This is a genomic window from Oxynema mangrovii CENA135 (assembly GCF_016632315.1).
GTDB classification, from domain to species: domain Bacteria; phylum Cyanobacteriota; class Cyanobacteriia; order Cyanobacteriales; family Laspinemataceae; genus Oxynema; species Oxynema aestuarii.
Window position 1 is genome coordinate 2,947,852 of sequence record NZ_JAEOXH010000001.1, and the last position, 13,439, is coordinate 2,961,290.

Sequence of the window (13,439 nt, forward strand, 5' to 3'; positions counted from 1 at the left end):
AACTTTACAAAAAAGTCAGTAAAATTGGTCTTTTCTTATCGGATGATTGCAGAAGCGATCGGTATAATTGTAAAAACGGAAATACAGATCGAGTGGTAGACAGTTCGCGAAAATAGAGAAACTGTCCGCCTCCGTCTATTACAGGAAAGATCGCCGCTAAGATACTGGTGCATTGAAAAAACAATATCGGATAGTTAGCCACTATTAAGAGAATCAAGATTTGGAGCCTGGTTTTATGATCCTCAAGTCCCGCAAACTCGCAACACTCTTCGCCGGAACGGCTTCGGTCGTTCTGCTGCAAATGACGGGTTCCCATTGGAATGGGTCCAACCTGGGGGGATTGACTCCAGCAGCGATCGCCCTGGAAACGAACCTGAGCTATTCGCCGCCCCAAGATTTAGATGCACCGAAAGCCTCGCGCGGTACGGGTTCGAGAGGCTGCAACGAAGCGGTGACCGAGGCAGCGCCCCTGTCGCTCACCTTGCTGGTTCCCGACGACCACACCGGACTGACGGCTTCGGGACATCCGACCTTTTCCTGGCACTTGTCCGAAGCGCCGGAAGTGGCGGTCGAGTTTAGTTTGGTCGAGCCGGGAGTGGCTCAACCCCTGTTGACGAAAACTTTAGACGACGTGAAAGCAGGGGTCGGCAGCGTGACCTTACCGGAAGAGTTACCTCAATTAGAAGCGGGTAAAAAATATCGGTGGTCCGTCACGGTGATTTGCAACGAAAATCGTCGATCGAGCGATATTTTCGCTCAAGCGTGGATCCAACGGGCGGACAGTGCCGAGGCGGTGGAAGCAGAGGTCACCCCACAGATGAGTGCGGGCGATCGCGCCCAAGTGTATGCGAAAGCGGGCTTGTGGTACGATGCTCTCGCCGCGATTTCCGAAGCGTACCGAGCCGATCCCGAAAATCAGGCGATCGCCGCCCAACGCCAATCCTTGCTCGAACAAGTCGGTTTGAATCAAGTGGCGGAAGCAACGATCTCCACGTCCTCGACCCCGGCTGAATAATAACGATCGCCTCTGCCAAATGCAACGCTGAAAATTTCTGAAAATCTGAAAATTTCCAGTCATCTTTTCCCACGCCGAACCCCTCGGGTCTGGCGTGGGTTCTGCACTGGATACAGATCGGACGGTCGCTCAAACCGATTGCGGTTCCTCCCTGGGAAAATTCGATCCTTTCACGATCTTGTTACACTGGATTCACCCCAAACAAGTAGAGAACCGATTTCGATTTGCCATCCCCCTTCAGGATGAATTCGCCAAATTCTCGATCGCACGATTGTCAGGCATGGCGCGATCGGTTCCGGTCAACGTCGTGGGGCGTTCACGGCGGCATCTTCTGTTTTCCTTAACTCCTCATTTATGAATCCATCAGATCCTCGGGAGGTTTCCCTGTACGATTGCGCTTTGGGTGCGATCGCTCCTCCTCAACCGCTACAAATCAGCCCGCTCACCTTCAAAGCCCTAGTGAGTGCCACCCTCGATTTACTCATCGAGCAGAAAATCGCGGCGACCTTGTGGGTTAAACTGCCGTCATGGTGCGAGTGGCAAACGGCGATCGCCCGCTATCGAGAATGGGTCGATAGTCGCGAACCGATTTACCTGTGCCAAAACGAGGCGATCGGCGATCCTCCTGCACAGAAGCTAGGCGATCGCCCGGACTCTGGCGCCCCAGGCTCTGAAGACCCCCTCGTGCGGTGGCATCACCGCCACATTCAAGACCAACTTAACGAAACCTCCCTCATTGGCGACGAAGGAACCATCCTCATTCCCGAAAAACACCTCTCGCCTCTGTGTCAAATCGAGTTACCCGTCGGGAGTGCACTCAGTCGAGAATTTTTTTTAATCGTGCTGTCGCCGAAACTGCACGTGCTCATTTTGGCCTACCAGCATCCCTCGTTAGCGTATTCGCGGTTGCGAGACCGAGAATCCCCGCCTTTAGATCCCCAATTACCTCTGCTAGGCATCCATTGTTTCGATGGCGAAACGATTCAACGGGTTCTCGACGGCTTGAAACACGCCCTTACCGAGATGCAGTGCATTCCGCTTTCAGACCGAGAGTCCGACTCCTCAGAAAACGAGTCATCGAGCAGCGACGGACAGGGGGTGGATTCGGCTCAAATGGCGTGCAATGCCTTGAAAGAGAAATGGGATAAACACTTTGGACAACTGGTGACGCCGATTCCGGATTTGAACTTGTTGGGACAACTGACCAGCAAGCAGATTCAATGTCAAGAGGAACTCTGGCGCCAGGAATGTTTTAATACGATTTCCGTGCAAGCGTTGCAACAGGAAAATCAAGAACTGCACCAAAGTCTTCAATTAAAAAATGAACTCCTGCACAATTTGGGTCAGGAGTTGCGAACGCCGTTGACGAATATGAAAACGGCGCTGACCTTGCTCAATTCGCGCAAGTTAAAGGTCGCCCAAAGTCAGCGTTATCGCCTGTTGCTGCAAGAGTCGTGCGATCGCCAAACGTCTCTGATTGACGGTCTTTTAGAATGGGTGCAGCTTGAAAGTCACGTGCATCCGAAGCGCGAACCGTTGCGTCTCGCCGATTGGATTCCGCCGATTGTCAGTACCTACCAACCCTTAGCTCAAGAAAAAGGGGTGATGGTCGCCTACACGATTCCGAACGGACTGCCTCCGGTGGTTTGTGTCGGGGAGTGGCTCAAACGGATCGCGATCGAGTTACTGCACAACAGCATTAAATTTACGCCCAGTGGGGGCGAGGTGTGGGCGATCGCCAAACAACAAGGCGATTACATCCAACTGGAAGTCCGCGATACCGGAATCGGGATTCCCCCGCAAGAGGTTCAGAAAATTTTCGAGCCATTTTATCGGGGCCGTCAGGCGATCGAGGAGTATCCCAACAGTGCCGGATTGGGATTAACTTTAGTCGAACAGTTATTACTACACTTCGGCGGTTCGATTTCCGTGCGCGCTCAAGTGGGGAAAGGATCGAGTTTCAAGGTGCTGTTGCCTGTGGCGCGCAACCCCGGGCGTTCGCACGGCGACAACTTAGGAGTATCGCCCTCTCCGTAAATTGCCGATACCGCCAAGCTCCCGGCGCGATTAACTTATATTTACTATACACTTTGCCCCAGTTCCAAGGGTAAAAACATGGCGATAACCTCACCTTGTTGGGGACGGTGACGCACGATCAGCTTGCCGCCGAGGACTTGAAATAGATTTTTCGTTACGTTGAGATTGAGGCTGAGATTGCCTGTTTCTGGTTGAAACATCAGCAACTGGCCGATCGATTTAAGGGTCGGTCGCGAGCTAAAGGGCATCGACCACGGTTGAGTCTCGGCGTCCGGATTCGGCTCGCACTCCAACTGTACTTTGAGTTGATGTCCGGCGAGGGCAACTTCAACTCTCACGTGGTTTCCGGCAGGGAGGGTAGACGTAAAGTTTTCGATCGCCCCAGTTAACACTCGTTCTAAAAGGTTTGGGTCGCTGACGACCGGGGGCATTTTTTGCGGGACGACGACATCGAGGGTGAGGTTGCGACGGCTCGCTTGTTTTTGCCAGCGCGGAATGCAACTGTCGAGTACGCGATCGAGGGAAGTGGAGGTCAGGTGAACCGGAGAGCGCCCGCTATTGGAGGTTTCCAGTTCGACGGCCCGGAAAATGAACTCAAAGCGATCGATTTGTTCGGTGCATTCGCGATCGATCGCCTGCAAGCGCGCGATCGCCCGGTCGTCGAAATTCTCACTCCGTTTGAGCAGCAAGCGGGTCAAGGTGCGGATCGTCGCTAAGGGGGTGCGCACTTCGTGGGCGATCGCCTGGAGTAATTCGAGATCGGCGGCATCAGTCTGAGTCCCACTCCCCGGGCGCTCGCTCCCCTGTTCGCTCGCCGGGGTCGTCACTTTCGCCGCCGTTCCATTGCGATTCGATTTGCGCGTCGGACGGGCGATCGCGTTGCCCTCGAACTCCGCGCCCCCGTCGCTGCAGGCGTTCGTCCCGTCGGACCACTGGGCGATCGCGTAGCGGCTCCTTTGGAGCATCGCCGACGCCAACATCCGCGAGCCTACCGGAGCCAACTTCGCCCCGCCCGGGTGCCGCATGGTCTTGGAAGGGCGATCGCCCGCGTCAACTGCCACGGTCTCGATCTGCCCCGAAGGCTCTTCGTACAAGTTATCGAGGAGGAGTTGGCTGAAGGTCGTCACCAGTTTGTAATCGGGAGCCACCGGGGTAAAGCGGGCGAAGGCGCGATCGAGTTCCCGGGCGATTTCCGGGCGCCCGCTCAGGAGAACCCGCGATCGCAAAACCTGCCATCCCAGGGCGATCGCCTCGGGGTCGAAAGAAAATTGAAACGGGCGATCGCTCCCTCCCTCCACCACGATCGCACTCCAGCGCGACGTCAACACCAAACAAAACTGCTCTCGGGCTAACGGATCCCCCGCCAGTAACGGCAGTACGGACCGCGCGGGCGAACCGACGCGCGCGCCACTGGCTTCGCCGTTCCCCGTCGGTAACAGTTGGGACGGTAACCACGCCACCCCTGGGAACGGTTCCCCGGAAAATGTCCAGGTTTCGTAATCTGCCAACACGCGCCGATCGCTGGGCGACGCCGAAGACGGATCGCCGAACACTGGAACCGGACCGCACAAGACGATTCCCCGAGGCGATCGCCCTTGGGATCGATCCCGTTCGCGGTCGGCTTCGCGCCCCAGTAACTCGCTCAGGGCCGCGATCGCCGCCCGCCATTGGGCCTCCGCTTTGACTCGCTCGGGGCGATCCTCTTCGGAGTCCGTTGCTACCCAGACACTGTCATCCTCGCCCCAGTCTGCTCTCTCCCTGGCGAATGGATCCGACGGCGATCGTAGACGGTCGCGATCGGCTTGACTCATCCCTAATATTTCACTGAGGGTCGGTAATGGCCAGTGGTACATCAAAATCCATCTCCTCCAAGGCTTTGGCGGCGGTCAACTCTTTGTGGTCAACTCTTTGACGAGCAATACAGGTTCGGTCTGCACCCTTAATTGAGAGTGTTCCCCAAAATGAATGCCTTTAAAGTTAATACCAGCCTATCGGAACCTGGAAATTTTATAGATTCGTAGAACCGAACCAATCGGTCGCAATCTCCGAGCCAACAGTCCGGGCTCGTGGAGGCGATCGGGTCGCTCGTCTAATATTCGTAAGGATTTTTTGGCTGTTCGATCGCCGCGATCTCCTCGGCTTCAATGGTCAACTGGCGGCGATCGTCAAAAGTTTCCGTAATCATCTTCCCTTGGACCTCCAGCCAACTATCCGACGGATACGCCGAACGGTTGTTCGGCAACTTCACCGGAAGTCCGATCGGATAGGCATCCGCCGCGCAACAGGTGATGATATAACGCGCCAATAACAAATATTCTTCCCCTAATTCTGGTGGGTGAATCACAAAACCCGTCACTTTCACGGGTTGACCGCTATAAGCGTCCGGTTCCGGATACACGCTCAAGGTTCGCACCCAATCCACCAGCGATCGATCTTCCGGCGACGTCGCTTTACCAAACGCCTGCGCCTTCACTTGCGTAATCGGCATGAAATCTTCGATTCCTCGATTGAGCGCTTTGTCGCTGCTGAACACGCGCGGCTCGAAGATCAACCCCATAATCGCCGCCGTCAGCAAAATCGCCGCACTCCACCCCGGCGGAAACAAACTGATATGTTGGAGTTGCGCATTTCCAGACGCCGCCGCTCCGTTATTTCCACTCGTCCGTCCCCAGCGCGATCGCCCCCAGGCGATCCATTCCCAAACTTTCCAACCCGCCAACACCAGCAACACCACCCCACCAATGACGGTCAGGGCAAAATAATTCGGGTGAATTAAAATATTCAATTCCCCCGTCACCCAATACTTGATGAGCAGAACGCCCCACAATAAAACTGCCAGAAATTCGACGGCAGCATTCATGCGGAACCACGAGGACAGTTTAGGAAAAGGTGCGCTCATAGATTGACAAACGTTTCGCTTGTTGGACTCGGTTTTAATACTATACGATCGATGTCTTTTATAAATGAAGTTTCCATAAATTTCATCATTTTATCATTCTCTTTCTCTTCCTGCCGAACCTCCTGGTATTCGACAGGCGATCGCCCCCGTTCTATCCCCCTTATTCTGTATTATTTCTATATTATTTTATTCACCTGTATTCTCTTCTCCCGAATTTTCTTCTACCGGACAACCGCGCTCCCAAACCATCCCATTCGGCATAGTCGCCCCGCACAAATTCACATCTCCTAAATACGTCGAAAAAATATTAGCTCCCGTTAAATTTGCCCCGCTTAAATCGGCTCCCGTTAAAATGGTATTCGTAAAATCTGCGTTACTTAAATTAGCCCCCCTTAAATCTGTATCTCTGAAATTTGCATGAGCCAGAGTCGCGCCGCTTAAATTAGCATTACTTAAATTAGCATTACTTAAATTAGCATTTCCCAACGTTGCATTTTGTAAAATCGCATTAGTCATCAATGCACTCGTCAGGGTAGCTCGTGTTAATTTAGCACCGGATAAATCCGCACCATCTAAAAAGACTCGCTGTAAAGAAGCACTTCTTAATTCCGCTCCTCTTAAATTCGCATTGGATAAAATCGCATTATCTAAAAAAGCACTATTGAGAATTGCCCCACTTAAATCCGCTTGATTGAGATCCGCAGAATTAAACGAAGCACTTTCTAAAATCGCATCTTTTAAATTCGCCGCCCCCAGTTTAGAACGGCTGAAATTCGCCCGCCGTAAATTCGCCCGTTCTAAATTAATGGATTGTAAATTGCGATCGTTGAGGGTTGCCCCACTCAGATCGCAACCCGGACAGGAACTCGTTTCGATTAAAGTTCTAAAATCTTGCGGGTTTCCAGCAATTAATGAATGGGGAAACGACAAGATGGCAACGATCGCCGCCGTCGCTATCAGGTTTACTCTCACGCTAAAACCTCACACCATAATTATTGAAGATCGAACGGTCGCGCCAACAGTGGCGAACTGCCGATCCCGTAGTAGACTATACCCCAGGATTGCCCTTGAGTCAGGTGATTTGGCGAGTGGCGATCGCCCCGAACTAATTGCCGACCTCCTTTTCCCGTAAATCGCGATAGAGGTTCTCGAACTCTCCCACCACCGCCGCCGGGGCCTTTCTCCCGTGGGTGTCGCGGTAATAGTTCTCGAATTCGGCGATCGGATCGAAGCGATCGCGATCGCGCGGTCTCGACCGTCGGAAATAGCGTTTTTCGGGATAATTCGGTACAATTTGCAGCGTTTGCGGGCAAATCTGGCGCACGCGATCGCCCAATCCCATCACCGGACTCTCTAAATTAACAATAACTTTGAGAAAACCGGGATGGTAGCGATTCGCTTCTAAGGTTTCCTCTAAATTGTCTAAATCACAAAACAATTGTTTTAACGGTCTTTGACATAAAACGGGTTGGAATTCAACTTTTGCCTCCCCTCCCGGTTCGACTTCAATCAAACAAAAGCCTTTTTCTTGTTCCGCCTCGCCGAAATCAATTTGAATCAAGGACCCGGAATAATAGGTCGGCGCACTGGCGCGAACTTGTTGGTGAATGTGAATATGACCGAGGGCGATATATTGCGCTTGCTCTGGCAATGTTTGCTCTCCGAGGGCGTATTTATCCTGACTGTAATACATCACTTCGGATTCGGCCAGTTTTGCCCCTTCAATCGCCAAATGTCCCATTAAAATATTAACGCGATCCGGCGCAAACCAACTCGTTAAATCTTGAAAAAGAGCGGCGATCGCCGAGCGATAACTCGCGTTTTGAACTTCTTCATCTTCCATCCACAAACTGGATGCATCTAGCATTCGTCGTTCCGAAGCAAACGGCAGCGCGCCGACGCAGAGTTTACCGCTTTTAGTATTGAGAATAATCGCCCCTCCATCTTCGGACGGTCGCGGTTTTCCCAAGGCACGCACTCCCGCCAAAGAGAGTAAATTGGCTAAGCCGTCGATGCGGATCGCACTATCGTGATTTCCGGCGATCGCCACGGCAGGAATTCCCGCTTCTTGCAGCCCGCAAAAAAACTCGTAAGCCACTCTTTCCGCATAAGCTGGGGGATTGGGGATGTCGAAAATATCTCCCGCAATCAAAACCGCATCGACTTCTAATTCTTTTGCCGCCACGAGAATTTGTTGTAATGCTCCCGCGACTTCTGGCGTGCGATCGATTCCTTTCAGTCTGCGTCCTAAATGCCAATCTGCTGTATGAATAAGTCGCATAAATTTGTGAAAAAACGGGTTATGTTATTTTATGTTATTTTATAATAGATTTCCATATTTAGGCATTCGGATGTTTAAAGGGGAGCGGCGATCGTTATTTTTATAATGTTAAAATCAGAAACTTCAAAGTTTAGGGCGATCGGAAATTTATTGGAAAAAATGACTGATTATTCTTAATTCGCAGTCATTTGACTTTATTGTTGACGTGAAAACAATGCAATTACCAAAAGATATTCTTCCAATAATTTAATTGTTAAGTTGCGATCGCTTAAATCCTAAAAAATAATCGATTTGTAATCGATCGTGAGTTTTATTGATGGGGCAGTGAACATATTTTTGCATTTCGATCCCAAAAAATCTAAGGAAAGCGCTTTTTGATGAATTTACCGACTCAAATTCAGTGCCATTTACAACGATCCGAGCTATGATAAAATCTCTTTGAGTTTTCACAACTCGTTTCCGGCGATCGCGCGATCGTCCATGTTTCCACTTCCGCATGATTACTTGACGCAAGGAACTTAGATCGATATGGCTAAGAAAAATCAAGGTAAAAAATGGGCATCGTCTGGGGGAAAAGGATTTGGCAGCAGTGCGAGCCAATTAAAAACGGGTCTCCTCCAAGTCGAAAAAGCTTTAAAACATGACAATTATGATAAAGCAGAGAGTTTATTAGACGAACTCAAAGAAAAATATCCAAATTCCATCGATGTTCTCAAATTTTATCTCGAATACTACACGAAAATTAATGATTATCTGAATCAGGAAGAGATCTGCGAGCAAATTCTAGAAATCGATCCCAATAGTCAATCCGTTTTATTTCACCTAGCAAATAGTTATTTATATAACAGCCGTGCCGTTGCAGCCCTCAGCACTTTACGCACTTATCTGGAGAAATATCCCCAGGCGAACATGGCTCCTGAAATCAAAAATAACATCGCAAAGATCGAGCAAGAATTAGAAGGTTGGATAGCAGATAGTGGTCTTTCTGGTGAACCCAGAGCAGAAGAAATCTTGACATTGCAAGACAAAGGTCAAAGTTTAATCGAACGGGGTCACTACGACCGAGGAAGAGAGCTTTTCGAGGAAATTTTACAAATTTGCCCGACCTACGTTCGCGCCCTCAACCATCTCGCCCAGTCTTATTATCGAGAGGAGAATAGCGAAGCCGCCCTAGCCACAGCCCGGGAGGCGATCGCCCTCGATCCGAATAACTTTCACGCGCAAGGAAATATCACGCAATTTTTATATCTTCAAGGAAAATGTGAGGAGGCTCAAACCGAGTTAAATAAGTTCCTAAAAATGGAGTCAGAACACCCGGAATTTTTGCTCAAGGTAGTCGAAACTCTCTCGTATTTTGGAGACAACAAAACGATTTTAGAGATCGCCGATCGCCTCAAAGCTGAAGAAAGTTTTTACGACCGAGAGCAACCGATGTTTTACCACTTGGTTGCCGTAGCTGCCTTGCGAGAAGGTCGCGAAACTGAAGCCCGTCAGTATTGGCAAAAATCCCTCGATCTTTCACCGCATAACGAGCTGGTGTCGAGCAACCTCAGAGATGCCAATCGACCGATAAGCGATCGACACGCACCTTGGCCTTTTCCCATCTCTAATTGGATTTACAGAAAGGCCTTTAACGATCTAACTTCCTTAATTCAAGGTCGAGATCTAGACGATGAAACCACCAAGGCTGAAATCGCTCAAAGTTATTTCCAACAGCATCCAGAGATCGAAAAGATCGTTCCCATTTTACTCGATCGCGGCAGTCCCGAGGCCAGAGAATTTGCCATGATGTCGATCTCTATGTTGCAGACTCCAAACTTATTAGAAATCTTGCGTGAGTTTGTCTTCAGCGATCGCGGTCCCGATCGGATGCGCTTGAATGGAAGCCAAATTTTAATGGCTTGTCAAATCCTAAAGCACGGTCAATCCGTGCGCCTCTGGATTCAAGGAAAATGGCAAGATATTGTATTACAAGGCCTGACTATCGATTACGAACCCAGAATTTCTCACGAGCCTCATATTCAAGCATTGCTAGAAAAGGCGGTTCTTGCCCTGAAAAAAAGGCAAGGCGTTAAAGCAGAACAACTACTCAAAAAAGCTTTAAAATCCAAGCCAGGTGCGAGGGAGATACTGTACAATTTGGCCGGGTCTTATCAATTACAGGATCGCGGTGAAGAAGCAGAAAAACTTATTCAAGAAATTCATCAAAAGCATCCCGATTACTTGATGGGTCGTTTGGGTTTGGCTAACCTAGAACTATTGAAAAATCGCATTGACGAAGCAAAAGAACTTCTGAAACCGATCCTTGAAGTCCAAGAATTTCATATTGTTGAATACGTGACCTATTGCAAAATCAAAATTAATATTGCTTTGAAAGAAAAAGACTTGACTCTGGCTAAGAGTGTACTCGGCATGTGGCATGAGGTGGATAACGACAATCCAGAAATCGATAGTTATCAAAAGCAGATCGACTTGTACGAAAAAATCGTCGAGTTAATCGGAGAAGAAGAAGATCTCGATGCCGAGGAAATCTTCCTCAATCACATAGGAAAAGGATCGTTATCTCAAGAGGACTGAGAAACTGGAGTCGTGACCGCAATAAACTGCTCTATAAATCGATCGGCCATGGTCTGAAACTTTGGCAAATTTTTCGAGGTTGCTTTCTGAATCGGATAAGGAGGAATTTGTTGCGGTACTGGATGGCGTTGGTTGTGATTTACCAACCAGCGCTGAATGATGTCTTCAGTCACTTCTAAATGAAATTGCAATCCCCAAACGCGATCGCCATAGCGAAAGGCTTGATTTTCATACTTGCTAGAACTAGCTAATCTCACCGCGTTTTCTGGTAGATCGAACGTGTCCCCATGCCACTGCAACGCTTTCAATTGTTGGGGAAATTCTTTCAAGAGCGGATCTTGTTGGGCTTCGGGAGTTAACACCAGGTCATACCATCCAATTTCGGAACCGCGATCGCCCTTTTGTACTGAAGCGCCGAGAACTTTGGCAATTAACTGAGCCCCCAAACAAATCCCGACAATTCCTATCTCCCGTTCCAATGCATATTCAATCAAATCGCATTCGTAACGCAGCCAGGGATATTCCCGTTCTTGATAGGCGCTCATAAATCCGCCTAAAATAATCAAGTGGGTGTAGTTGTTTAAGGTTAGAGGAAAAGTTTCGCCACTCGAAACATCCAAATAATCGAAAGGAATTTTGAGTTGACGCAAGACCGTTTCAAAGTAACCAAGATTTTCACAATCGGCGTGTTGGATGGCCAAAATTCTGGGGCCAGTAGGGTGCTGTTTCATCTTTATCTATGACAAATTGAGCGGGGAGGACAGAGGCTCTCTGTATTCAAACAGCTTAGCGCGATCGGGAGACGATCGCCTGTCTCGCCATCCTCTATCTTAAAGGATTTCGCCAAAATGCGGCTGGAGTCATCCATTCATCAAAGAATGGTAATTTCCAACCCCCTCGGCGCAGACAGATGGCGCCAATCCGAAGGCGATCGCCTCTCGCTATTCTTTAACCTTCCGAGCCGCTTCAACGTATCTTAAAATTTTCTCGACAAAGAATAGAAAATCTCGTCCCAATACTCCGAAAAAGTCCGGCGATCGCCGAATCATTCGTACTTTTCACTCTTCATTTTGTTGAAAATTTTCTGTAGTTTTCAGCATTCTTTTCGTCCGAAAACTCGCAGAATTTCGCTTTGCCAAATTGGGCGGTTTAATGGGGTTCGCAACTGGAGCGATGGCGTTGAGATTTGGGACAGACCCAATCTTCGGGAAGACAATAGGGCCAACCTTCCTCAAAGGCTTCCAAGCAAACACAATGAAGGGTTAGCTGGCAGTCGAGTAATTCAAATTCGTTAGATTTGGCTTGATTTTTCGCAATTTTGGCAATCCAATCGCTTTTAAATTCCACGGTTTGCCGACATTCGACACAGATGAGGTGATGGTGGAGTTCGGAGGGTTTGTTCAGTTCGTAGTGTTTGTGGCCTTCGGCGAATTCGAGTTCGCGTAAAATCCCCATTTTTGCCATCAAATTGAGGGTGCGATAAACGGTGGAAACGCTAATTTTTTCCCCTTGATGTTGGAGAATATTGTACAATTCCTCCGCATTGAGATGCTTTCCTTGGGGAATGGTTTGAAAGACCCTCAAAATGGTTTCTCGTTGGGCTGTCATCCGAAAACCCCGTTGCCTGAGTTCGGCTTTCAATGCCGCCGCATTGTATATGCTCATAAGTCGCTCTTCGGTCTGAATATCTGGTCGGTCGAGGAACTGGCAACCGCAATCGCCAGGGCTTTCGAGGGAGGGGCGCGATCGCACGAGGGTCTCCCGGAGCCGAGGGAAAGTTGTTGAGAATATTCTGCAACAAGCTCTCTAGTAGCTTAGAGGATAATTGGAGCTTTATTGCAATAAAAACTCATTAATTTTCCAGATCTCTAGAAAACTGAGGGGCAATACTCCTACGGAGTCGCGATCCGATCGCCTCTCCCCGTCGGTACCTGGAACGCTTATGGTTGGGGGAGTTGGCGCTCGCTTCGGCTTGCAGTTCGTTGAAGATCGACGGTGAAAGATCGCACCGGGGGAAGTCTCGTTGTCGATCTCACTTCCCCCGATCTGGGAGGCTGCGCCCTAGCACGGAGCAGCACTGGGCTGGTTAAAACGTCGGTTTGGAGTCTTGACGGCGGTGCCACCAGCGTTCTGGTGTTCGTTCGGGGTCGTCTTCATCTAAGAAATGGGCGATCGTCGGTTTAAAGCGAGCCACTTCTTTTAAAGGTGAAGACCCCGGATCGACCGTCTGGCGGGGAGGAGCGGCGACATCGCCATGCTCGCTAGCAGCGATCGCACGCGGGTCGCCCATCCCTTCTAATAATTTGGACTCCATCCCGTCGGACTCGACTGGGGATGTAGGCGAAGACATGTTGACAGAACTCCTTGGCAAAAAAATCGAGGCTGGGGATGGTATGGCAGTGGAAGCGCGATCGCCCGTCCATCCGACCCGAACCCGTTGACCGCCGAGATCGAATCCCCGACCCCGCCAGTAGATGACACGCCGATCGAAAGGGGCGATCGTCAACGAGACACGACAACGGCACAGAAGAGGGAAAAACTCTCCCTTCTGTGCCCGGGTGTTCTCTTCTCGAAAAGACCAGGCGGTTCGGGAAGTTAGGCCCTGATGGCCTGTTCTGCCTCTAGCTTAG

General features: G+C 49.9%; 10 protein-coding genes. 3 read left to right on the forward strand and 7 right to left on the reverse strand.

The features are described 5' to 3' along the window. Positions 1–235: 235 nt before the first annotated feature. Positions 236–1,015 carry a DUF928 domain-containing protein gene (locus JJD41_RS11495; protein ID WP_200666029.1) on the forward strand — a complete coding sequence of 260 codons (780 nt, stop codon included), beginning with the start codon at positions 236–238 and terminating at the stop codon, positions 1,013–1,015. 354 nt (positions 1,016–1,369) lie between these two features. Further along, positions 1,370–3,052, forward strand: coding sequence for a DICT sensory domain-containing protein (locus JJD41_RS11500; RefSeq protein ID WP_200666030.1), 1,683 nt, complete (start codon positions 1,370–1,372; stop codon positions 3,050–3,052). Between the two features lie 44 nt (positions 3,053–3,096). On the opposite strand, the gene JJD41_RS11505 is transcribed toward JJD41_RS11500, so the two are convergent. From JJD41_RS11505 to JJD41_RS11520, 4 genes are all read right to left on the reverse strand, one after another. Next, positions 3,097–4,905: a sensor histidine kinase gene (locus JJD41_RS11505; RefSeq protein WP_200666031.1), complete on the reverse strand. Its 1,809-nt coding sequence runs from the start codon at positions 4,903–4,905 to the stop codon at positions 3,097–3,099. Positions 4,906–5,141: 236 nt separating this feature from the next. Beyond that, complete coding sequence (locus JJD41_RS11510) at positions 5,142–5,951, reverse strand: TIGR03943 family putative permease subunit (RefSeq protein ID WP_200666032.1); 810 nt, start codon at positions 5,949–5,951, stop codon at positions 5,142–5,144. A gap of 186 nt (positions 5,952–6,137) precedes the next feature. Continuing rightward, a complete protein-coding gene (locus JJD41_RS11515; protein WP_200666033.1) occupies positions 6,138–6,923 on the reverse strand; it encodes a pentapeptide repeat-containing protein in 786 nt (261 codons plus the stop codon). A 133-nt stretch (positions 6,924–7,056) separates the two neighbouring features. Continuing rightward, a complete protein-coding gene (locus JJD41_RS11520; protein ID WP_200666034.1) occupies positions 7,057–8,232 on the reverse strand; it encodes a metallophosphoesterase family protein in 1,176 nt (391 codons plus the stop codon). Between the two features lie 528 nt (positions 8,233–8,760). Between JJD41_RS11520 and JJD41_RS11525 the strand changes: the two genes are divergently transcribed. Next, positions 8,761–10,809, forward strand: coding sequence for a tetratricopeptide repeat protein (locus tag JJD41_RS11525; protein WP_200666035.1), 2,049 nt, complete (start codon positions 8,761–8,763; stop codon positions 10,807–10,809). Here the strand turns inward: JJD41_RS11525 and JJD41_RS11530 are convergent. The 3 genes from JJD41_RS11530 to JJD41_RS11540 form a co-directional block, all read right to left on the reverse strand. Continuing rightward, positions 10,797–11,540: a type 1 glutamine amidotransferase gene (locus tag JJD41_RS11530; protein WP_200666036.1), complete on the reverse strand. Its 744-nt coding sequence runs from the start codon at positions 11,538–11,540 to the stop codon at positions 10,797–10,799. The two genes, JJD41_RS11525 and JJD41_RS11530, sit on opposite strands and share 13 nt — an antisense overlap. Positions 11,541–11,958: 418 nt before the next feature. Further along, positions 11,959–12,474 (reverse strand): transcriptional repressor, encoded by a 516-nt coding sequence (locus tag JJD41_RS11535; RefSeq protein ID WP_168567416.1) that lies wholly within the window; start codon positions 12,472–12,474, stop codon positions 11,959–11,961. Between the two features lie 421 nt (positions 12,475–12,895). Then, entirely contained in the window at positions 12,896–13,159 is a 264-nt protein-coding gene (locus JJD41_RS11540; protein ID WP_200666037.1) for a hypothetical protein, read from the reverse strand. Positions 13,160–13,439: the final 280 nt, after the last annotated feature.